Raw genomic sequence first — 22,063 nt, forward strand, 5'->3', positions numbered from 1 at the left:
TCTAGCCTCCGTTCACAACTTCAGAGCCTACCGTGGCTTCGATGGTGATCTGCTTGTTGTCTGGTACTTCGTTGTAGGCAAGTACGTGCATATTCGGCACACTGAATCGAATAAACTGGGCAATCATATTTCTCAATGGCCCGGCAACCAGAAGTACACTTGGCTTGCCTAACGCTTCTTGTTGCTTACTGGCATCAATCAATGCCACATTCAGTCTTTCGGCTAACTGAGGTTCAACAAATGCTCCATCCTCAGCGCCAGCTTTTTGTGCTTGCTGTACTGACTGAAGCAACAATTGTTCCAATGTGGGATCCAAAGTGATAACGGGAAGATTGGGGTCTTGACCAACGATGGCTTGAACTATTTGTCGCGATAAAGCAACGCGAGCCACAGAGGTCAACGATTGAATCGTCAGGTTCTTATCGCCATGGCCCGCCAAGGCTTCGGCGATGGTGCGCATATCGCGAATGGGCACCTGCTCACGTAATAATGTTTGCAGGACTTTCAGTAACTGATTAATGGTAATGGTATTGGGAACCAGCTCTTCCACCAGTTTGGGTGATTTCTCTGCCAGTAGATCGAGCCATTTTTGTACCTCTTCGTGGCCGATCAGTTCATAGGTGTGGTTTTGAATTATTTGATTCAGGTGAGTCGCCACAACCGTACTTGGGTCAACCACGGTATAGCCTAAGGTTTGGGCTTTATCCTTCTGGGCTTCATCAATCCAGGTCGCTTCCAGACCAAACGCCGGGTCTTTGGTTTTGGTTCCTTCCAGTGCGCCAAATACCTGCCCGGGGTTAATCGCCATAAATTTGTCAGGGAACACTTCCCCCTCTCCAATGGAAACCCCCATCAAGGTAATGCGGTAACCGCTTGGCAAAAGATCCAAGTTATCGCGAATGTGTACCGCCGGGATCAAAAAGCCCAAGTCCTGGGACAACTTTTTACGAACACCTTTAATTCTGCCCAAAAGCTCTCCTTTCTGAGCTTTATCGACTAACGGAATTAAACGATACCCCACTTCCAGCCCGATAATATCCACGGGTTTCACATCATCCCAACTTACTTCGCTAGGCTCAGCCGTTGGACTGCTGCCGCTGGGAGGCGCCAATGCGGGACTGGAGGGTGGCGAAATAGTTGCCCCGCCACCCGCCGAAGGAGACTGGCCGCCAGGCTGAGACATAATCCGGGAACTTAAACCACCCTCTTCAACCACTTCAGCCTGTTGCTGACGAAAGTGAATGTAATACGCCAATATGCCGCATATCAGGGCTAATCCCAAAAACGGAAAATGCGGCATGCCGGGAATTGCTCCCATGATAAAGAGAATCACCGCAGCCACGGCCAAAGCTTTAGGCGACTCAAACATTTGCGATAAAACCTGGCGGTTCATATCTTCCGAGCTATTAACCCGGGTCACCATAATCGCAGCGGCAACTGAAAGGAGCAACGAAGGAATCTGAGCAACCAAACCATCCCCAATGGTGAGCAACACATACTTTTCCAGAGCGTCCTGAAACTCAAGCTGATGCTGAGCCATACCAACAATCAACCCACCAATAATATTGATGATCAGAATCAGGATGCCTGCTACAGAATCACCGCGAACGAATTTACTGGCACCGTCCATCGCACCATAGAAATCAGCTTCGGCTGCAACATCAGCCCGCCGCGTTCTCGCCTCATCCTGGTCAATAATGCCGGCATTCAAATCCGCATCAATCGCCATTTGCTTACCGGGCATGGCATCCAAAGTAAAGCGGGCACTAACTTCGGAGATACGCCCCGCACCTTTGGTAACCACCACAAAGTTGATAATGATCAGAATGATGAAAACCACCAAACCAACGGCGTAGTTACCCCCAATCACCACCTCACCAAATGACTGAATCACCTTTCCGGCCGCGTCCCCACCTTCATGACCTTTTAACAGCACCACACGTGTTGATGCCACATTCAATGCCAGGCGTAGTAACGTAGCTATTAGCAAAATGGTGGGAAACACCGCAAAATCGAGTGGTCTAAGTGTGTATACAGCCACCAGTAGGACAACGATTGATAGAGCAATATTGAACGAGAAAAACGCATCCAGCAGAAATGGAGGCAGCGGCAGCGTCATCATCCCAAGCAGAGCAAGCAAAAGAATGGGAATGCTCAAATTACCCCGGCCGGCACTACGTACATTATTCCATGTTGACTGGCCATCCATAGTGCCAGGCAAGGATTTTAAATGCTGAAAAAAAGGTTCGGCCATAAAATGTACTTCGTCGGATTATTGGCAGTTGTTACGTGTAATACCATGAGGTGGCAAAAAGCATACCGAAAATGAATAACCGCCCACTTGTGGGCTGACACGACTTTGACGATACTTAGAGTAAGGTGGTCTTCAAGCGTCAATTACGATGAAATGGTGAACATAATGAGTATTACAAATCGCCTGGTCCAAACCCTTTTCCTTGCTGGCACACTTTGTCTTTCTATCCTTGTTCATTCAGCATCTGCTGCAAGAAATGCCATTGACGACGTCGATATAATGGGCATCAGTAATGAACTAAAAACCATGCTTGATGATAATATTGCCCCCATCAGAGACAAAGAAAAGCGCGCAAAAAAACTACACGAGTTGCTATTCAATGATTCAGGTTTGGGGTACGGAATTCGATATAACGCCACTGCTACCCGCACAGCGCAAGAAACTTTTGATAAACGCTCAGGAAACTGTGTATCCCTCGCCAATTTATTTGTTGCCAGCGCACGTTATGTCGGCTTAAAAGCCAGCTACCAAGCAGCGGATGTACCTGAAGACTGGGAAGAAAAGCAAGGTTTCTATGTTATACCAGGACATATCAATGTGGTTGTGGACTTACCAAAAGACTCCCTGTTTATATCCAGGAACAGTCTGAGAGACATTCCCAGCCAGAAGAAAATGGTGGTGGAGTTTGTCGGTGTTTATGCAGGGAAAAATATTAAAACGAAAAAAATCTCTGACGACAGAGCCCATGCCGAGTACTACAACAACCTGGCAATGATCCGCTTCGCAACAGGAGACATAAAGCAATCTCTGGCTTATTTGGAAAAAGCAACAGACACCTATTCCAAGGCAGATTTTATCTGGTCAAACTATGGTGTTGTTTTAAAACACAAAGGTAATTTTGATGCTGCTGAAAAAGCTTATTTAAAAGCATTAAAACTAAACTCCAGAAACCTCTCTGCTATCAGTAATATTTATGTGCTTTATGATGAAACCCAACAAAGAGAAAAAGCACTTAAGTTTTCGAAGAAAGCCGCGAAATACGCCAAGAAGAATCCATATTATTTAGCCAAACTGGCAAGTCATGATGCAAAATTAGGTAACTACGAATCTGCCATCGGTTTACTGCATAAAGCAATTCACAAAAAACCAACTGAAGCCAAGTTTCACCATCAAATTGCTGTCGCTTATCTTAAACAGAAAAACTACCCAAAAGTAGAAAGACATCTACTGGAAGCAGAAAAACTCGCGAATAGCGATGAAGACATGCTTAAGTATCAGAGAAAGATAAACGCTTTTAAGCACTTACAAGCAGGCCTGTAATAAACGCTCGTTAATCGTAACGAAGGTCTGGAGGAATTTGGGGAGACCGGGGATACTTCGGTTTTTCTCCTCTACCCTTGCGGTAATCTCGAAGCTGGAAAACATATGCCAGTACTTGCGCCACCGCCAAATAAAGCCCCTGTGGTATTTCCTGATCGATTTCTGTGGTGTGATAAATTGAACGCGCCAGAGCCGGGGATTCAACAAAATCTATTTCGTTAAGCTTGGCCACTTCTCGGATTTTTAATGCGATATGATCCACCCCTTTGGCCACCAGAATCGGTGTATCCATCATGTCCGGTTTATATTTCAATGCCACCGAATAATGAGTCGGATTGGTAATCACCACATCGGCTTCAGGAACAGACTGCATCATGCGGTTTTGTGCCATCTGCATCTGCATTTGCCGAATTTTTCCCTTAACCTCTGGCTTACCTTCCGTATCCTTCATCTCGTCCTTAATGTCCTGGCGAGACATTTTCAGTTTCTTTGCATGATCGTATATTTGGAAAGGGATATCGATCATGGCAATAAAAATCGTTGCGCACGAAATAATTACTGCAGCCCAGGCGCTTAGGGTTACCGAATGAACAATCCCCTGCTGTACCCCTTCATCTGCCAACCCCATTAAGCTTTCTTTGGTTGCTTGCATGACAAAATAAGCAACCGCAATCACGATAAGCACTTTGCCAATAGCTTTCACCAACTCCACTAATGACTTGGCGGAGAACATTCTTCCTAAGCCTTTCATCGGATCAATACGATCCAGTTTCGGAGCCAATGCTTTGGCGCTAAACAGCCATCCACCTAATGCGACTGGCCCAGCTACTGCCGCAAGCAAAACAATAGCGAAAAAAGGAATTAAACCAAGTAATGCATACCAAAACGAGGCACCAAGCTGGGCAAACATTTGGGACGTGTCAAAAATCGCCTCGCGACTGAGGTTAAAGTTAAACTCAATCACCTTCATGAGTTGGCCCGCCAGAACACCGCCGAACATAACCAGGCCCACAGTACCGGCAATAAGTACCGCGGACGTCGTTAATTCTTTTGACCGGGGAACCTGACCTTCTTCACGCGCCTTTTCCAGGCGCCTGGGGGTGGCCTCTTCGGTCTTTTCCTGAGCGCTATCATCGGCCATAACTTACTGCCTATTGCACCCCCAACATATCGTGAATAAAAAGGAAGCCATAGTCCGCTACGTTAGTAAACCGTTCAACGAAACCATTCAGTCCCAGCCAAATAAGTATCAAGCCCATAATTAATGTAAAAGGAAATCCAACAGCAAAAATGTTCAGTTGCGGTGCTGCCCGACTCATTACACCAAAAGCAATATTGACGAACAATAAGGCGGTTAATACTGGTAAAGCAATGACCAATGCAGATGCAAACATCCAACCACCAAGTTTAACCACATCAAATAATGCGGCTGCCGGTAATGCATTACCAATTGGAAAAGTGGTAAAGCTATCAATTACGGTTGAAATTAAAATTAGATGGCCGTTGATTGCGATGAACATCAAGGTCACCAGCATTAAGAAAAACTGTGACAGTACTGTGGTCTGCACACCGTTAGTAGGGTCGTTCATCGATGCGAACCCCAGGCCCATCTTCATCGCCATGTACTGGCCACTTAAAACAAAGACCTGAAATACAACCTGAAACACAAACCCCACCACCACACCAATAAGCATTTCCTGCACAATCAAGGCAATAGACTGTAATGAGAACAATGGGACTGAGGGCATGGGAGGTAATAGAGGTGCGACGATTACCCCTAACACTAAGGCGAGCACAAGCCTTAATCGGGCATTAACAATTCTTGCACTAAAAATTGGTGCCACCATAAACATGGCGCCGATGCGAATGAACGGTAAATAATACTGGTTGATAAATTGCATTATGTCCTGTTCAGAGACGAGCATGTCAACCAATCACTTCCGGGATAATGATCATTAAATGATTAAACAGATCCGTGAGCTCTTGAATCAACCAGGGACCTGTGACCATAATCGTTCCAATCGTTACCAGCAAACGAGGCAAAAAACTCAGTGTTTGCTCATTGATTTGTGTTGCTGCCTGAAAAGTACTGACAATCAAACCAACACCTAAACTTGGACCAACAATGACGGCTACCATCACGACAGTGAGGTAAAACGCATCACCAAATAGTTGTAAGGCTATTTCTGGAGTCATATTCGTTAGATTCCAAAACTGGCCGCCAGAGTGCCAATAATGAGCGCCCAGCCGTCCACCAAAACAAATAGCATAATTTTAAAAGGCAGTGAAATAATAAGAGGGGATAACATCATCATCCCCATTGCCATCAATACACTGGCTACAACAATATCAATGACCAGAAAAGGAATAAAAATAATAAATCCAATCTGAAATGCGGTTTTTAATTCAGAGGTCACAAACGCCGGCATTAATACATTAAATGGTACCTCTTCTGGTGCAGCAACCGGTTCCAGGTTACCAATGCGAAAGAATAAATCCAGATCGGTTTCCCGCGTATTCGCCAACATAAATTGATGAAACGGTTTTTTGGCCAAATCAAATGCCTGACGGGCACTAACCTGTTCATTGATATAAGGCTGCAGTGCATCCTGATTTACCTTCTCCAAGACCGGAGACATGATAAAAAACGTCAAAAATAATGATAAACCAATAATAATCTGGTTGGATGGGGATTGCTGTAATCCTAATGCCTGCCGCAATATAGCAAAGACAATAATAATCCGGGTAAACGAGGTCATCATCATTAACAGCGCTGGCAAAAATGTCAGAGCTGTCATCAAGAACAAAATTTGCAGGGTGACAGTATAATCCTGGCTACCATCAGGATTGGTTTTGACGGTAATGGCAGGCAAACCATTAATTGGTGTCAACCCCTGGCCGACAGAGGTGGATTCCGAGGAAGTTTGATTAAGCCCGTTGGCGACGCTGTTTATTTCGTTTTGAATTAACTCAGACTGAGCGACGACGTTACCGCTAAAGAAAAGTAAAAATAATAAACCCCAAAAAATGCTTTTTTTTACTGCAATCAAACCCATTAGCTAATTCACTCTATTTTTCCGATCCATTGGTCATTAGTTTTTTCATAAAGTTGGCAAAATCACCTTTTACTTTTGGGGACGAATCCGATACTACCGCGATATTGTCCAACTCTTCTTTGGGCAAAACACTCGTATCATTTTTATCAAATACATGTAATTGCGATACACGACCAGGCGCCACCCCCAGGAGTATCGGTGTATCACCAACTTTGACCAATACCACTCGCTCCCTTTGCCCCACAGCCATTGAACTTACGACCTGCATGGACTGGTTACGAAATAGTTTGTTGTACCCCACTCGCTTTGATAACCAGAACAAACCATAAATACAGGCCACAACCACAACCAGCCCCAACACCATCTGCATCACCATCACTTTCGGTGAATAATTGGCATTGGCCACAGTGTTTTGTGCAAAACCAAAACAGGGCAACAACCAAAGCGATATCAACCAGATGACTTTGCTTTTCATACTTATCTCAATTTCTTTATACGCTCGGACGGACTGATAACATCTGTCATACGTATACCAAACTTCTCGTTGACCACAACCACTTCACCATGCGCGATTAATGTGCCGTTTACCAGAACATCCAAAGGCTCACCTGCCAAGCGGTCCAACTCAATAACGGAACCCTGATTTAATTGCAGTAAATTGCGGATAGTAATGGAGGTTCTACCCACCTCCATGGAGATGGTCACCGGAATATCCAGAATCACATCCAGCTCAGGACGCCCTTCAGCTCCGCCGGCGCTCATATCCGCCGAATCAAACTCGTCCAGGTCCATAGTCGAAGCCGCCGCCGCTTCGCTTTCTGCCTGTTGTTCCATCGCTGCGGCCCAGTCGTCCGCCATATCATCTTGATCGATGGGATCATCACTCATGGGCTTCACCTTCTTCACTAGTAATATGTGCGCTCGAACGGTCAACAAAATGTTTTACCCGGAACGCAAGATTATCGTTTGACTGCCCCAGCATTGCCTTAAACATAGGAACACCATTGGCGGTAACCAAATGCTCATCTGGAAAGTTCACCGGAATAATGTCTCCAGGGCGCAAATCAACAATTTCTCTTAAACTAATTTCACGACGAACAATGTCGCACTCCAAATCGACTCTTGCTTCCATCACATCCTTACGCAACGCTTTAACCCAACGATCATCTCGTTCGTCGGTATCGGTTTGTAAGCCTGCATCCAGGACTTCTCGAATCGGTTCCACCATGGAATACGGCATGGTGATATGCAGCTCACCACCGCCACCATCCAGTTCCACATGAAAAGTACTGACTACAACCACTTCACTGGGGCTGACAATATTGGCCATTGAGGGATTAACTTCGGAGTTTAAAAAATCAAAGTTGATTTCTTTCACTGCTTTCCAGGCTTCATGCAGATCAACAAAAACCTGTTCCAACACCATTTGTACAACGCGTAATTCTGTTGGCGTAAATTCACGGCCTTCGATTTTTGCGTGACGACCATCTCCCCCAAAAAAGTTGTCAACGAGTTTAAAAACCAACTTGGCATCGAGAATAATCAGCGCAGTCCCTCTTAATGGGCGGAACTTCACCATATTCAAACTGGTAGGAACATAAAGAGTATGGACATACTCGCCAAACTTCTGAATTTGAATGCCGCCAACAGAAACATCCGCTGTACGGCGTAACAGGTTAAACATACTGATTCGTGTGTAACGGGCAAAACGCTCGTTAATCATTTCCAGAGTGGGCATGCGCCCACGAACGATTCTGTCCTGACTGGTCAGGTCGTAGGAGCGGACCGCCCCCGGATCCGAATCGTCATCAGTGTCGACGTCACCATCGTCAACACCATGCAATAACGCATCAATTTCGTCTTGTGATAGAAGATCTTGCACGCATTTACCTCAAAAATTGATTGCCCATTACTGCATGACAAAATTAGTAAACAGCACCTGCTCTATTCCCGGTGTGCCAATTTCTTTTTCAATAAGCCGCTGCAACTCCTGCAAACATTCCTGTCGTAATAATTCCTTGCCTTCCGCAGTTTGAACTTCCTCAAATATTTTTCCGCCAATAATCATGACTAATGCATCACGAATCATCGGCATATGAGTTTCAATAGTGGCCACAACCTGCTCATCACGAGTCAGTAATGTTATGTCGGCTTGAGCATAACGCTGCCGTCCACGTACTTCATAGGTCACCACAATCGGCGGTTTTAATGGGTAATAAATAGCAGAGCGTGCAACCACAGGAGCCTCTTCCTCAGCTACCACCTCTTCCATCTGCTCAGGCTCATCCCCTCCTATGAAAGAAAGCACCGCGAGTGTGCCACCCACAGATAAACCCGCGACTATCACAGCCAAACCAATCAGCAAAAGCAGCTTTTTCTTATTACCTGAAGCTCCCGCAGGCTTTTCCTGGTCTTGCTGTTCGTTGTCGTCTTCGGCCATGTCAATTTCCCGTCACAAATACAATTAACTCAACCTAAAGGCTTATAGAGCAAGAGATATGCCAGCACTTTGACTGCAATTCATTTGGATAAATAAACCGGATGCAAACCAAAATTCGTGTACATAACTCAAGGCAATAAAAACCTTTGGGCCTATCACTACTTAAATGTAGACCCAAGAGACGGGAAACGAGAAATGAAATGAAGGAAAGGACAAACACCGGGCGAATACGCCCAGTGTTTAAACAGGTTGGATCCTATTTAGACAAAATAGTCCACAGCATAATCAAGTTGAACATTGGTGTGCACGATTTCTTCCTCAACAACATCGGAAGACATAACACCATCAGCGACGGAACCGGACTGTTCCCCGTCCCCCGTTCCTTGTTGCTGCTGTTCAAACGAATGATCAGATACATCCACATCAACCAGATTTACACCCTGCTCACCCAAGAGTTCTTTGAGACGAAAAATTGACTGATCAATGCCATCTCTGACCGATTGATGAGCCGAAGCAAAGCTCACCGTGGCATGATCGTGACTGACTGCAACCTTAACCTGCAACGGCCCCAGTTCTGGCGGATCCAGTTGTATTTCTGCAAACTGAATGTTCTGCCCAGCCAGGTTCGCCGTTCGCTCAGCCAAAGCCTGTGCCCATTGCGGCTGGCCAACTTTAATATCAATCTGCATACGCATCTCAGTCGACAAAGGAGATGGTGATGCTGAAGTTAAATTATTTACGGCCTGGAAGCTGGAGTGCTCGTTTAGATTCAAACTCGGCTCACCTTTCACCGATGATTTGAGTAACTCTGCAAACGATACAGACAAAGGCGCATTGTCATTTTGTGATTTTGCGTTAAGGGCATTTGCAAGTTGCGTGGCAGTAAGAGGCTTGGACACTTTCGCCGCAGGATTCTGATTCACCAGAGACAATTCACTGTTAGATAAACTCACCGGTTTTAGCTCAACACCCTGTTCCCCTACAGAAGAATTTAGCGAGACCTTCGATGTTAGACTGACATCCGAAACCGTTTGCCCTATTGAACTGTTGTTGGAACCTGATGCTGAATTGGCAGACTTAATGCGATACGAAGTCATTAATTCCAAAATACGTGAAGTCGAGTTTCCGTTTTCACCCTTTTCGCCTTTAACAGCACTTTCTGTTAACGCTGAAACGAGAGTTGGATCGTTCAAAGGGGTAATATCTGATGGCTCATTCACACCCCCCTCTTCCGTTTTTTCATCTGTCGATAATGGCTTTCCAGTGTGCAAAACCTGAAGCACAGATTCAGGTGTGCCCTCGATATCATCCTCACTATCTACCTGCGATGGTTCACTCTCAGTTTTGCTGTCATTATCAAGTAATGCATTGTTGGTATTTGCATCCGCATCAACAACGGTAACTGGAGTATCCGTTTCAGTTTCAGCCTCTGCCACCTCAGTCGTCTCAACAACCTGTTCATTGGAGTCTTGTAGCTCAGTGGTTGTGGCTGACACTGTTTGGGTGGTTGTCTGAGTACTATCCGTTGATACTTTGTCTTTTACCACGGGCTTAACCGCCTGTTGCTTATCCAACTCTTCCCGAAATGTTTTTTCGGTTTCTCCTGTGACGGCAGATACGTCTTGACCGTGCTTTTTGGCCAACACTGATGATCGGTCAGTATTAACAACGGTCGGTTCGGGTAATAAAGGCGTCATGAAACCCCCTGAGAGAGAATTGCTAAGACGTACTCACTACACCAGTGAGTACTCGTCATCTATCTAAGGGGTTATAGAGCAAAGGTTATGCCAGCGGGCTGCTGTCGAGATATAAAGAAAAAAGTCTTTTAAATTCAGAAGGTTAAGAAGAGAGAAAGAGGAAACACGCAGCATTAATTCAAATATTTTTCGAGCTCAGAGGAAACAGCGGCAAACTCTTGCTCCACAGAGGCAAATTGTTGCTCTATACCTTCACCCAACTTATCCCGCCCCATAATTTCCAACTGGGCGCACAGCTCAGCAATCGGGTTAGCTCCAATATTCCGGCTGCTACCTTTTAAACCATGAGCCTCCTGGCGAATACCTTCAAAATTGCTGTCAGCTACAGCCTCTTTCAACAATTCCATACGACGGCTACCATCTTCCAGGTAGGTTTGTATTAGCTGGCTGAATTTTTCATCTAATAATTCTTTTAAACTATTTAACATATCGTGATCAACAGACGACATGTGCATTTCTCCCTAGCTTTCATTTTCCCAGCGGAAATGGGCTTCGATATCATTTCCCGGTGGATGAATAATGAGTTTCTCACAAATTGAGTCGATTAATGTTAGTCCGCGACCAAAATAATTCGGTTTTTCTTCAGGCGCATCCTCACCATGGTATCGAATGGGTTGAGCCTCCTGCTGCTTTCTGGACTCTCGAGCTTGAAAGTCAAAGCCTTCTCCCGAATCCTTCACACGAATAATAAGCAAACCACCATTAGCTTGATACTGGTGCGCCAAGGTAATGACCATATAGTCATCATGCAAGCTGTTCAGTTTTTTTCGTCGATCGTCATAATAAGCCACAAAACCTTCCGGGCTTAGTTTCTGGTCTGACGTCATACCCAAAATACCGTGATCCAACGCATTATTAAACATCTCTGACATGACGGTATAAAGCATGGCGCTATGTCGTCTAAGACCCGGGATCTCGGACAGAATATTCAACAGCAGCGGTAATGGGTCGTAATCCTTCAAGGAAGAAGACTCCACACGAAAATCCATCTTCCAATCTTTTAACTGTCCCTGCTTGGCTTTTTCGGAAATATCCTCATGCACCACCAAGTCCACTTCTTCCATGAGAATTTCGACCAGGGAAATGTCATCATTTTTATCGCTGGTGCCAATATGATTATGTACCTGACCAAGGATTTCATCGAACAGAATATCCTGTCCTTTACGACGCTCCATCAGCCGATGAAGTCGCTCCTCACCAAACATTTCCCCTTTACCATTACGCGCTTCACAAATGCCGTCGGACCACATATAAAAGCGGTCCCCTTCTTCAAGGCGAATACGCTGGGTTTCGGCTTTGAACTCCCTATGAGATAGCACGCCCAAAGGTAAATGGCTGGACTGAATCTTTTCGTAATTATCAGTATCGGCACGATAGAGATAGCAATCAGGTAAACCACCATTCCAGACACGTAATCGTTGCTTAGTAAAGTTCACATCAATACATGTGGCACAACAAAAGAAGCCAACGGGAAGAATCTGATTTAGCTTGGCATTAATTTCACGCAGGATATCCGCCATCGAAAACCCTTTGCGTACCATGCCATAAAAAGTGGTTGCCAACGGCATTGAACCGATGGCCGCGGGTAAACCGTGTCCGGTGAAATCTCCCAATAACATGACAATACTGCCACTGGGACTAACCTCAGAAACCAGTACGTCTCCGTTGAACACCGCGAGGGGTGACATGTAATAACGAATATTACTGAGATCCAGGCAACCGCTGTGGGCAATTTTGTCGAAAACCTGTTTCGCTACACGCTGCTCTTGAATCAGGTGGCGGTTATTCGCCTCAATCTGGGATTTTTGTTCCGCCAACGTCTGGTGCATTTCACGCATGCGACTGAAGGCTTTAATTTTCGATTGAATAACAACCCGATTGTAGGGTTTAGAGGCAAAATCATCTCCGCCGGCTTCAAGACACTCAACCAACGACTCGTTATCAGATAAAGAGGTTAAAAAGACAATTGGAACCAATTCGCCAGCAGATATTTTGCGAATTTCACGAGCAGTATCCATCCCGCCCATATTCGGCATGAGTACATCCAGCAACACAATATCCGGGCGTTCTTTTTTATAGGCTTCGACAGCCTGAACGCCGTCTTCGACACTGATTGCAGTATGGCCAACCTGAGTCACGATTGACTCAAGAATCATTCTGTCGGGAGCAGAATCTTCCGCAATTAATATTTTTAGATGTTTTTGGTTCGCAGCTTGAGCCATGAAGACTGATATCCCCACAGAGGGGATATCCTCTGATCCTTAGCGATAATTACTCAATCGTAAATAATTGTTCGAAACTCGAAATAGCAAATATTTTGCGAACTTCCGGCGAGCAATTGGATATCGTGATGTTAGCTTGATCACCGCCAGCGAAATCTCGAAGCACCAGAAGCATCCCCAAAGCAGAGCTGTCGAGATGGATAGTGTCTTCCAAATCCACTACATAACGCTGTATTTCACTTGGGTCGGTATCTTCATAGCTTTTGCGGAATTCGTCCAGGGATGATGCATCAAATCTTCCGTCAATGGAAATGGTTAATAGCTCACCACCTTCTGAAACTTGAGACTTAATTGCCATACTTCCTCTCTCGTAAGCTGTTTTTTTAATCGATTTGGCAAAGTAATCTTGGATAATGCGCCAGACTTTCTAAGCATAGCTTAATTTTATTTGAAACGAGACATTAATCTTTGTTCCAAACCCGTTAATATAACAAAAATTCCTATTGAAATCCTTTCGTGATGATGTATTTCGGTATCTGAGAGAGCGCCAAAACTTTATCTGCTGCTCCCAGCTTTACCGCACTTCCCGGCATCCCCCACACCACACTGGTATTTTCATCTTGTGCGACAGTGGTTGCTCCGGTTTGTCGCATACGTAATAACGCTTCAGCACCATCGGCGCCCATTCCCGTTAGAATGATTCCCATTGAGGAAGCACCCGCTTCCTGCGTCACCGAATCGAACAAAACCTCGACGGATGGTTTATGCCGATTAACCGGAGCCCCGTCATCCAGTAAACAAATATAGCCCGAACCCTGTCGTTTTATTTTTAAGTGCGCATCACCAGGAGCAATATAGACGCAACCACGTTCAATTGCCTGTTTATGGCTGGCTTCATACACGCGCATTGCGGACATTTTATCCACACGCTGAGCAAAAGATGTACTGAAAACTGCAGGAATGTGTTGAGCCACCACGACGGGAGGAGAATCTTCAGGTAAAGACACAATGACATCTTTAATTGCTTCCGTACCACCAGTTGAAGCGCCAATAGCACAAATAAAACCAGGCCGCAGTGTGCCGTTTTTAGCCACAGAATTTAATTGAGGTTGCGGCGAAACAGGGTGCTGCCCCTCATTAGCAATCACATTGGCAGAAGAAGCCGCAACCACTTTTTCGATAATCGTTTCTTTATATTTTTCCAGCGCGCCATGGCCCTGATCTTGTGGTTTACCAATAAAGTCCACGGCTCCGAGAGAAAGTGCTTCAAGTGTCGCAGGTGCTCCGTCATGGGTCAGGGTGGAAATCATTACCACCGGCATTGGCCGCAGACGCATTAAATTTTTTAAAAATTCAATGCCATTCATTCGTGGCATTTCAATATCCAAAGTAATTACATCTGGATTGTATTTTTTAATCTGCTCCCTTGCATCATAGGGGTCTACCGCAGCACCTACGACAAGTATGCGCGAGTCAGAAGAGAGTATTTCTGTCAATACGGACCGAATAACGGCCGAATCATCGACAATAAGTACTTTTATTTTATTTCTAAAGCTACTCATAAATCTTTATCCGGCACGGTTCACGTTCACTAAAAAAGCTCAACATCACCCGATTTAGGTTTCTTCGACATTTTATCCAAGTAAGCTTTTTCGCGTTTTTGAATAGTGTCATTTTGCATAGTACGGAGACGCTTTAATTTTACCGCCCCTGTATCGGGGAAGTACAAAACCTTTCTGGGCGATTCTCCCCCTAAATCCTTTGCGACGATTTTCAGACAGTCCCGATCCAGATAGTCCAATACAAATTCAATGTTTCTGCGGCCAACGTCAATATTCGTCATACTGGACAAAACCCGTCCGCCACCAAACACTTTGACCTCTAACCTATCTCTGCGCCCACCCAGTTTAATAATGGTATTAATTAAATACTCCATCGCCCAGTTGCCATAACACAATTCAGCATTCACAACGCTTGGACGATTAACCTTATGAGAATCTGAACTTTGGACAGGTAGCATGAAATGGTTCATCCCACCCACACCAATTTTGGCGTCTCGCACACAGGCTGCCACACAGGAACCCAAAACAGTACCAATGATTTCTCCATGAGCACTCACGTAGCATTCCCCCGGCAAAATTTTTGCCGCCGGCATATCCATTCTGCGATCCCAATAGCGGTTCACATGCTCAAAGCCCGCTATAACAGGAGGAAAAAGCTTTGCGTTCATTGTTCCATTCTTCTCACCAAACCTGGCAACTGTCAGTTTGCAAACTGTTAAATAATTCTCTGATACATTGTCCGTCCCAAAGAATCAAAACGGTTACTGACTTTATGCAGGTTTTCGCTGTGTCCAATAAATAAATAACCGTCACTTTTCAGAATAGTCGCATATCGATCAAATAACCTTCTTTGCGTTTCTGCATTAAAATAAATCACCACATTCCGACAAAATATCACGTCAAAAGGGCCTTTCATCGGCCAGTCGTGCATCAGGTTAAGTTTTTTAAAAGTAATTAACCCACGAACGTTTTCCTTAACCCGAACATATTCATGCCGTTTATCTGTAGCGAGAAACTTGCGATAAGTATCGGGAATATTTTCCGCTCTATCGCGGAGGTAGACGCCCTCTTTTCCTGACTGTACGACATTGGAGTCCAAGTCTGTTGCCAGAACTTTCACATCCCAACTGTTTAACGCGGCACAGTCCTTTAACACCATTGCGATTGAGTATGGCTCTTCACCGGTTGAACATCCCGCCGACCAAATACGAATTCGCCTTTCTTTGGCATTACGTTTAATTAGATTTGGAAGAACCGTTGAACGTAAATATTCGAAATGGTGGTTTTCTCGAAAGAACGACGTTAAATTGGTTGTTATCGCATTGATAAATTCTACCGACTCAACTTCATTATCCTGAGAGATAATTTGAAGATATTCAGCAAAGCTGTTCAAGCCTAAACGGCGTAGACGCCTTGCTAAACGTCCGTAGATCATATTCTTTTTATGATGAGACAGGCTAATTCCTGTTCTCGTGTATGCGATGTTCTGAATTTCCTTAAAGTCCTTATCGGTCATCGGAAATTCACGGTCAGAGAAATCATCAATTGCTTTCAATGAATGCACCTATCCCAACACATTGCCGTTATTAAAATGTCTGAACTAAAACTCCTCCCATTCATCATCGCTGTCATAGCCTCCACCCGAACTATCCGAGGCAGGTCGACTACCACCACTTGAGTAGGTTTTCAGTTCTGCTACCGGTGCACTGTCTGTGTAATCTGAGGGAATACCAGCAGTAGAGAAAAAGGCTACGATATCGTTCATATTTTTTGCCTGATCCGCCATAGCTTCGCCCGCGGCGGAAGCCTCCTCCACTAACGCCGCATTTTGTTGCGTCATCTCATCCATTTGCGATACCGCGGTATTTACCTGTTCGATTCCAGATGTCTGCTCCCGTGCAGCGTCGGCAATTTCCTGCATCATACTGGTCACGTTTTCAACGGCGGAAACAATTTCTGCCAGTGTTTTACCTGACTCGTTAACCAGTGCAGCACCATCTTCAACCTTGGTCACACTATCTCGAATTAAATCTTTAATTTCTTTCGCTGCCGCTGCAGACCGTTGCGCCAGATTACGCACTTCACCAGCGACAACCGCAAATCCGCGACCTTGTTCACCTGCTCTAGCTGCTTCCACTGCCGCGTTCAAAGCCAGTAGATTGGTTTGGAATGCAATTTCATCAATCACACCAATAATGTCGCTGATTTTTTTGCTCGACTCGTTAATTTCAGACATGGCGGACACAGCATCACTAACCACACTTCCACCTTCCTGAGCCTTTTTCTGTGCTTCACGCGCCAAACTATTTGCCTGAATCGCATTATCAGCACTTTGTTTTACCGCCGATGTCATTTCTTCCATACTGGACGCAGTTTCTTCCAAAGACGAAGCCTGCTCCTCAGTGCGCTGACTCAAATCCGCATTACCCTGTGCAATTTCATTTGCCCCGGAAGAAATCGCACCGGATGCATTTCTAATTTTGGTAATAACATCCGTTAATTTATCGGCCGTTGCATTGGCATCATCTTTTAACTGGCCAAAGGCACCTTCATAATCGCGGGTAATTCTTTCGGATAAATCCCCTCTTGCCATAGCGCCAAGCATACGTAAAACATCGTTCATGGCCACTTCGACAGTACTGACCAGTTGATTCAACCCTTTGCTTAGATTTAGGAAAAACCCTTCTTTAGCATCCAGGGAAACCTGCTTGCTGAAATCTCCTGCGCTGGCAGCATCAACCATCACATCAATTTCTCGCTCAATGGCCAACTCAGCTGTTCTATCAGCCCATTCAACAACGGTTCCTATACGTGTTCCTCCATGAAAAACAGGATTAGCAATTACCGTAAAACTTCTCCCGCCAGCTTGTGCCTTACCATAATAAGCTTGTTTTAAATCTTTTAATAAATTTCGTTGATGCTGAGGGTCCTTATGGAAAACATCAATATTTTTACCCACAAGATTATTACTATCAAAATTGGGTAGATCCTTTTTAATATCCGATTCCGCCTTGCGCATCATGCTCGTTACCGCTTCATTCATATACACGATATTGGCATCCGAATCGGCGATCATTACGTTAGTGGTTACCGAGTCCAGTGCCAACTTAACTCGTGCATTTTCCTGAGCAACTTCCTGCTCTTCTGCTTCCTTGGCAAGTCGTTCAGTTTTATCATTCCACTCAACTACAGTTCCCAAACGGACACCGGCTGATGAGTATATGGGCGTGGCGATTAAGCCAAACGTTAATCCAGCCAGTTTAATGTCCGTCGAATACGGTTGTTTTATATTTTTCAGAAGATCTCGTTGATGGCTCGAGTTTGCATGAAAATCATCAACACATGAGCCAACCAGTTTACTGACCTTAAAGTTTGGTAGAGCAGTCTGAATAGACTCCTCGCGGTCGGAAAGCATTTTTGTAACAGCATCATTAATATAGATAATATTTAAATCGTCGTCAGCAAGCATGACACAGGTATCGCACACATCGAGAGCCTGTTTAATTCTCAGGTTCTCTGCCTCTTCCTTGGCCCGTTTGTTTTCAGCGGCCAACTCATCCGTCTTATCTTTCCATTCAACCAGAGTTCCCAAACGGGTGCCTTTTCCATCGATCCAGGGCGAAGCAATAAGACCAAAAGTCAAATTACCGACGTGGATATCGGTTTGATAGGGTTCAGTCAGATTACCAAGCAATTCTCTCTGATGGCTCGCATTTTTATGGAATCGATCAACACTCTGCCCAATCAGTTTATCAACCGAAAAATCACCCAAACTCTGGTTCAGAACGACTTCATTTTCCTTAAGCATGGCTGTTACAGTGTCGTTCATGTAAACAATATTTAGGTCGTTATCCGCCAACATAACGTTAGCCTGACAAAGCTTTAACGCATTGGCTAAACTTGCAGACTTTCTATTTTCTTCCTCTTCCTGTTTCCGTGCGGTAATATCTGTTGCCAACGCCAGAATTCGATATGGTTTACCCTGACCATCAAGCAGAGGGGTATAATTGGCATGCAGCCATACTGTTTTTTTGTAATTACCTTCGTAACGAAACTCCGTTATTTGATTTTCGCCACGTAGCAATGCACTCCAAAAATGACGAAACTCTTCACTTTCACGAACGGTTTCATCGTAAAGCATACTATGGTGCCTACCAGCAACATCCTGCAAACTGTATCCCATAATATCCAGGAAAACCTGGTTCGCGGTAATCACATTACCATTAAGATCCAGTTCCATCACAGCTTGCGTTCTTAGCACTGCCATATATTTATCAGTAACTTCCTTACAACTCTCCCCGCCGAGTCCAAAGAGTTTAAGTAGACTGCTCATAGTAACCACCTATTATTTTTCCTTGAATTATCGCTTTATTTTTTTCGCAATAGTTTAGTTGATAGATTCGGCAGATAGCTTATCTGCAATACTGGAGAGGTTTGGAATATCATCCAAGGTTAAGAGCTTATCGATATCGAGAAGTATCACCATCTTCTCATCGACATTAACTAAGCCTCGAATAAAATCGGTATTGACTGCATTACCCAAATCTGGAGCTGAGCGCATGTCATTCTCTGACAGGGAATACACATCGGAAACCGCATCGACAACAATCCCCATAGTTCGACTCCCGTCACTGGTTTGAACTTTCAAAACAATCACTACAGTCACTGGCGTGTATTCGATGCCATTTAAACCAAAGCACTGACGCAAATCGATAATAGGCACAATGGTTCCACGCAAATTAATTACACCTTTAATATGGGGAGGCGCATTAGGTAAAGGTGTTGCAGATTCCCAACCGCGAATTTCCTGAACACATAAAATATCCACACCATATTCTTCATTGGCCATGATAAAAGTGAGATATTGATTATTCGTGCTTTTTCCTGCTTCGGGAGTTTCACCCACTTGCATAACCGCACTTTCTACCGAAACAGATTGTTGAGTTTGCATAATTTTCCTCCGACTTAGATTAAAGTCGTTATCCCAATGCTCGACCAGATCCCGTTAGCATCGCGTTATTTTGTGCAATCATTGAATTTGTATACTGCTGCGCTTTTCTATAAGCGTCACCAGCCAATTTGACAATTCCGGGAATATCCAAAATCAAGGCAACGGTACCATCGCCTAAAATGGTTGCTCCGGAGATGCCATCCACTCTACGATAATTTTGTTCAAGACTTTTTATAACAACTTGTTGTTGTGCTAAAAGTTCATCTACCACAATACCCACTTTTTCTCCGTCAGACTCAACCACCACCATTAGACTTTCTTCAAAGTCTTCACTATCGGCCTTTACAGAAAAGGTTTTGGATAATTCAATAATGGGAACGTAGTCATCCCGCAGACGAAAAACATTACAGCCACCGGCAACCTTGCTGATAAACTCTTTTCGACACTGGAGGGATTCAACAATAGAGACCAATGGGAAAATATAGGTATTCTTGCCCACACGAATTAATTGTCCATCTAGGATGGCCAAAGTAAGCGGTAGGCGAATAGTAATTTTTGACCCTTTATTCGGCTCAGATGTTAATTCAACCACGCCATTTAATGATTGAATATTCTTTTTGACCACATCCATGCCCACACCGCGACCTGATACATCGCTGACAACTGTGGCGGTGGAAAATCCAGGCTGAAAAATCAGGTCGTATGCTTGTTCATTCGACAAATACTCCGCTTCATTATCGGATATAATGCCTTTTTCTATGGCCTTGCTAATAATTTTATCCCGGTCCAGACCTTTCCCATCGTCAATAATTTCAATTACGACATTGCCACTTTGATGGTAAGCATCCAGCGTAATAGTCCCGGTTTCAGATTTACCTTTCGCCAAGCGTTCCTGTGGTGACTCAATTCCGTGATCCACCGCATTTCGCACTAAATGAACGAGCGGATCACCGATTTTTTCCATTACGGTTTTATCCAGCTCGGTTTGCTCACCGAACATTTGCAAATTGACAGATTTACCCAGTGATTGTCCAAGGTCTCTAACCATTCTGGGAAAACGACTGAATGCAAAGCTGATTGGCAACATACGTATTTGCATGACGCTTTCTTGCAGTTCACGCGTGTTTTGCTCAAGCTGGCTTAGCCCCTCTAAAAGCTGAGGCAATTTATTTAAATCAAAATCATTGCCAAGTTGCCCCAACATGGATTGGGTGATAACCAACTCACCCACCATATTAATTAAATTATCGACCTTATCGATTCCCACACGAATAGACGAGGTTTCCCCCGCCGGCTTTTTACTACTCGAAGAAGGTGTGGAAGCCGCTGGTTGAGGCGCTTGTGATTTAACCGGTATCGGATGGACATTGGAAGGCGGCTTGGCAACATTACTTAACGATGCGGGTTTAACTGTATCCGCTTGAGTGGCTGACAAATCAGTAGCTTGTGGTTCGCTTGTTTCCTCTTTCGCTTGCTCGCTAAGTTTGCTGATTTTGAAATCCGATTCATCCACTACCCATTCAAACACTTCCTCAATTAATTCTTCTGTGGCATCGTCCGACGAAAAATGGATTACCCAACTTAGAAAACATTGTTCGGGTTCAATATCCACAAGACTGGGAAGTTTGGACAAATCAACTTGAACAGATTCAATTTCACCAATTTCTTCTAACGCTGAAAAAAGTCGGACGGGCTCATTCCCGGTTCGTAAAATTTCTTTATCAGGACCAAACGCGATTTTCCAGCGAGTTTTATCCGTGTTGTTTACAGGTTCGATATGGATTTCCGCATCATCCTCCACCCATTCGAAAACATCATTGATGTCATCGGTGGTGCAATTCGCTTCCAGTACAAGCGCCCAACTCATGTAACAAACGTCTGGTTCCATAGAGGTCAAGTCAGGAAGATCAATTTGGCAATTTGATTCCTTTATTTCGCCCAGATCATCAAGCTCACGTATGATCCGGAAGGGGTCATTTCCAGTACGAAATAAATCAGGAGCGGGATTAAACGTGATATGCCAAAGGGTTGACGCAGTATCTGTCGGCTGAACGGCAGCAGGTTCCTGGTTTTCTTCTTCTATATCCAGGCTCTCACCGTTTAGCATTTTAGTAAACTGTGATTTTAATTGTGCAGATAATTCGGTATTGCCATCCTCACCAGCCTGTAATAATGCAAGCATCTCCCGCATACAATCGACTGACTGCAAATAGAGATTGATATCCTCCCCTTTCACCTCCCGATTACCCGATCTCACTTGATCCAAAATAGTTTCCAGATCGTGAGTAAATTCAGATATAGAGGTAAAACCAAAGGTTGCGCTACCACCTTTAATGGAGTGGGCAGCTCTAAAAATGGCATTGATGGTTTCGCTATCAATATTCGATGGGTCCAACTCCATTAGAGCAGACTCCATCACATCAAGTCCTTCAATACTCTCTTCGAAAAACACCTGATGGAATTGCGAAAGATCGATTCCCATAGTGGACCTTCCTCAAAAA

General features: G+C 44.6%; 20 protein-coding genes. 1 reads left to right on the forward strand and 19 read right to left on the reverse strand.

What is annotated here, in order from left to right; all coding sequences use genetic code 11:
- Position 1 precedes the first annotated feature (1 nt).
- Complete coding sequence (gene flhA / locus P5V12_RS13010; RefSeq protein ID WP_316953513.1) at positions 2-2,254, reverse strand: flagellar biosynthesis protein FlhA; 2,253 nt, start codon at positions 2,252-2,254, stop codon at positions 2-4.
- Positions 2,255-2,419: 165 nt separating this feature from the next.
- On the opposite strand from flhA, the gene P5V12_RS13015 reads away from it, so the two are divergent.
- Positions 2,420-3,574, forward strand: coding sequence for a tetratricopeptide repeat protein (locus P5V12_RS13015; RefSeq protein ID WP_316953514.1), 1,155 nt, complete (start codon positions 2,420-2,422; stop codon positions 3,572-3,574).
- A gap of 10 nt (positions 3,575-3,584) precedes the next feature.
- On the opposite strand, the gene flhB is transcribed toward P5V12_RS13015, so the two are convergent.
- The 18 genes from flhB to P5V12_RS13105 form a co-directional block, all read right to left on the reverse strand.
- Positions 3,585-4,715, reverse strand: coding sequence for a flagellar biosynthesis protein FlhB (flhB, locus tag P5V12_RS13020; protein WP_316953515.1), 1,131 nt, complete (start codon positions 4,713-4,715; stop codon positions 3,585-3,587).
- A gap of 10 nt (positions 4,716-4,725) precedes the next feature.
- Entirely contained in the window at positions 4,726-5,499 is a 774-nt protein-coding gene (gene fliR, locus P5V12_RS13025) for a flagellar biosynthetic protein FliR (RefSeq protein ID WP_410483294.1), read from the reverse strand.
- Position 5,500: 1 nt separating this feature from the next.
- Positions 5,501-5,770, reverse strand: coding sequence for a flagellar biosynthetic protein FliQ (locus P5V12_RS13030; protein WP_316953517.1), 270 nt, complete (start codon positions 5,768-5,770; stop codon positions 5,501-5,503).
- 5 nt (positions 5,771-5,775) lie between these two features.
- Complete coding sequence (gene fliP / locus P5V12_RS13035; RefSeq protein WP_316953518.1) at positions 5,776-6,630, reverse strand: flagellar type III secretion system pore protein FliP; 855 nt, start codon at positions 6,628-6,630, stop codon at positions 5,776-5,778.
- Positions 6,631-6,643: 13 nt separating this feature from the next.
- Entirely contained in the window at positions 6,644-7,105 is a 462-nt protein-coding gene (gene fliO, locus P5V12_RS13040; RefSeq protein WP_316953519.1) for a flagellar biosynthetic protein FliO, read from the reverse strand.
- A 2-nt stretch (positions 7,106-7,107) separates the two neighbouring features.
- Entirely contained in the window at positions 7,108-7,518 is a 411-nt protein-coding gene (fliN, locus tag P5V12_RS13045) for a flagellar motor switch protein FliN (protein WP_316953520.1), read from the reverse strand.
- On the reverse strand, positions 7,511-8,512 hold the full coding sequence (gene fliM, locus P5V12_RS13050) for a flagellar motor switch protein FliM (protein WP_316953521.1): 1,002 nt from the start codon (positions 8,510-8,512) through the stop codon (positions 7,511-7,513). Before fliM ends, fliN begins: the two co-directional genes overlap by 8 nt.
- A gap of 27 nt (positions 8,513-8,539) precedes the next feature.
- On the reverse strand, positions 8,540-9,070 hold the full coding sequence (locus tag P5V12_RS13055; protein ID WP_316953522.1) for a flagellar basal body-associated FliL family protein: 531 nt from the start codon (positions 9,068-9,070) through the stop codon (positions 8,540-8,542).
- Between the two features lie 260 nt (positions 9,071-9,330).
- Complete coding sequence (locus P5V12_RS13060) at positions 9,331-10,767, reverse strand: flagellar hook-length control protein FliK (protein WP_316953523.1); 1,437 nt, start codon at positions 10,765-10,767, stop codon at positions 9,331-9,333.
- A 173-nt stretch (positions 10,768-10,940) separates the two neighbouring features.
- Entirely contained in the window at positions 10,941-11,276 is a 336-nt protein-coding gene (locus P5V12_RS13065; RefSeq protein ID WP_316953524.1) for an Hpt domain-containing protein, read from the reverse strand.
- A 12-nt stretch (positions 11,277-11,288) separates the two neighbouring features.
- A complete protein-coding gene (locus tag P5V12_RS13070; RefSeq protein ID WP_316953525.1) occupies positions 11,289-13,049 on the reverse strand; it encodes a fused response regulator/phosphatase in 1,761 nt (586 codons plus the stop codon).
- 49 nt (positions 13,050-13,098) lie between these two features.
- Positions 13,099-13,407: an STAS domain-containing protein gene (locus tag P5V12_RS13075; protein ID WP_316953526.1), complete on the reverse strand. Its 309-nt coding sequence runs from the start codon at positions 13,405-13,407 to the stop codon at positions 13,099-13,101.
- 142 nt (positions 13,408-13,549) lie between these two features.
- Positions 13,550-14,611, reverse strand: coding sequence for a chemotaxis response regulator protein-glutamate methylesterase (locus P5V12_RS13080; RefSeq protein WP_316953527.1), 1,062 nt, complete (start codon positions 14,609-14,611; stop codon positions 13,550-13,552).
- A gap of 29 nt (positions 14,612-14,640) precedes the next feature.
- Positions 14,641-15,279 carry a chemoreceptor glutamine deamidase CheD gene (gene cheD / locus P5V12_RS13085; RefSeq protein ID WP_316953528.1) on the reverse strand — a complete coding sequence of 213 codons (639 nt, stop codon included), beginning with the start codon at positions 15,277-15,279 and terminating at the stop codon, positions 14,641-14,643.
- A gap of 47 nt (positions 15,280-15,326) precedes the next feature.
- On the reverse strand, positions 15,327-16,166 hold the full coding sequence (locus P5V12_RS13090; protein ID WP_316953529.1) for a protein-glutamate O-methyltransferase CheR: 840 nt from the start codon (positions 16,164-16,166) through the stop codon (positions 15,327-15,329).
- Positions 16,167-16,211: 45 nt separating this feature from the next.
- Positions 16,212-18,944, reverse strand: a complete 2,733-nt coding sequence (locus P5V12_RS13095) for a methyl-accepting chemotaxis protein (protein ID WP_316953530.1) — start codon at positions 18,942-18,944, stop codon at positions 16,212-16,214.
- 54 nt (positions 18,945-18,998) lie between these two features.
- On the reverse strand, positions 18,999-19,562 hold the full coding sequence (locus tag P5V12_RS13100; protein ID WP_316953531.1) for a chemotaxis protein CheW: 564 nt from the start codon (positions 19,560-19,562) through the stop codon (positions 18,999-19,001).
- A gap of 28 nt (positions 19,563-19,590) precedes the next feature.
- Positions 19,591-22,044, reverse strand: coding sequence for a chemotaxis protein CheA (locus P5V12_RS13105; protein ID WP_316953532.1), 2,454 nt, complete (start codon positions 22,042-22,044; stop codon positions 19,591-19,593).
- Positions 22,045-22,063 lie beyond the last annotated feature (19 nt).

Origin of the sequence: Teredinibacter sp. KSP-S5-2 (assembly GCF_032773895.1) — a bacterium.
Taxonomy (GTDB): Bacteria; Pseudomonadota; Gammaproteobacteria; order Pseudomonadales; family Cellvibrionaceae.

Coding starts and splice junctions, on each gene's coding strand:
- flhA (WP_316953513.1), bottom strand. CDS start 2,254: ATGGCCGAACCTTTTTTTCAGCATTTAAAATCCTTGCCTGGCACTATG.
- P5V12_RS13015 (WP_316953514.1), top strand. CDS start 2,420: ATGAGTATTACAAATCGCCTGGTCCAAACCCTTTTCCTTGCTGGCACA.
- flhB (WP_316953515.1), bottom strand. CDS start 4,715: ATGGCCGATGATAGCGCTCAGGAAAAGACCGAAGAGGCCACCCCCAGG.
- fliR (WP_410483294.1), bottom strand. CDS start 5,499: ATGCTCGTCTCTGAACAGGACATAATGCAATTTATCAACCAGTATTAT.
- P5V12_RS13030 (WP_316953517.1), bottom strand. CDS start 5,770: ATGACTCCAGAAATAGCCTTACAACTATTTGGTGATGCGTTTTACCTC.
- fliP (WP_316953518.1), bottom strand. CDS start 6,630: ATGGGTTTGATTGCAGTAAAAAAAAGCATTTTTTGGGGTTTATTATTT.
- fliO (WP_316953519.1), bottom strand. CDS start 7,105: ATGAAAAGCAAAGTCATCTGGTTGATATCGCTTTGGTTGTTGCCCTGT.
- fliN (WP_316953520.1), bottom strand. CDS start 7,518: ATGAGTGATGATCCCATCGATCAAGATGATATGGCGGACGACTGGGCC.
- P5V12_RS13055 (WP_316953522.1), bottom strand. CDS start 9,070: ATGGCCGAAGACGACAACGAACAGCAAGACCAGGAAAAGCCTGCGGGA.
- P5V12_RS13060 (WP_316953523.1), bottom strand. CDS start 10,767: ATGACGCCTTTATTACCCGAACCGACCGTTGTTAATACTGACCGATCA.
- P5V12_RS13065 (WP_316953524.1), bottom strand. CDS start 11,276: ATGTCGTCTGTTGATCACGATATGTTAAATAGTTTAAAAGAATTATTA.
- P5V12_RS13070 (WP_316953525.1), bottom strand. CDS start 13,049: ATGGCTCAAGCTGCGAACCAAAAACATCTAAAAATATTAATTGCGGAA.
- P5V12_RS13075 (WP_316953526.1), bottom strand. CDS start 13,407: ATGGCAATTAAGTCTCAAGTTTCAGAAGGTGGTGAGCTATTAACCATT.
- P5V12_RS13080 (WP_316953527.1), bottom strand. CDS start 14,611: ATGAGTAGCTTTAGAAATAAAATAAAAGTACTTATTGTCGATGATTCG.
- cheD (WP_316953528.1), bottom strand. CDS start 15,279: ATGAACGCAAAGCTTTTTCCTCCTGTTATAGCGGGCTTTGAGCATGTG.
- P5V12_RS13095 (WP_316953530.1), bottom strand. CDS start 18,944: ATGAGCAGTCTACTTAAACTCTTTGGACTCGGCGGGGAGAGTTGTAAG.
- P5V12_RS13100 (WP_316953531.1), bottom strand. CDS start 19,562: ATGCAAACTCAACAATCTGTTTCGGTAGAAAGTGCGGTTATGCAAGTG.
- P5V12_RS13105 (WP_316953532.1), bottom strand. CDS start 22,044: ATGGGAATCGATCTTTCGCAATTCCATCAGGTGTTTTTCGAAGAGAGT.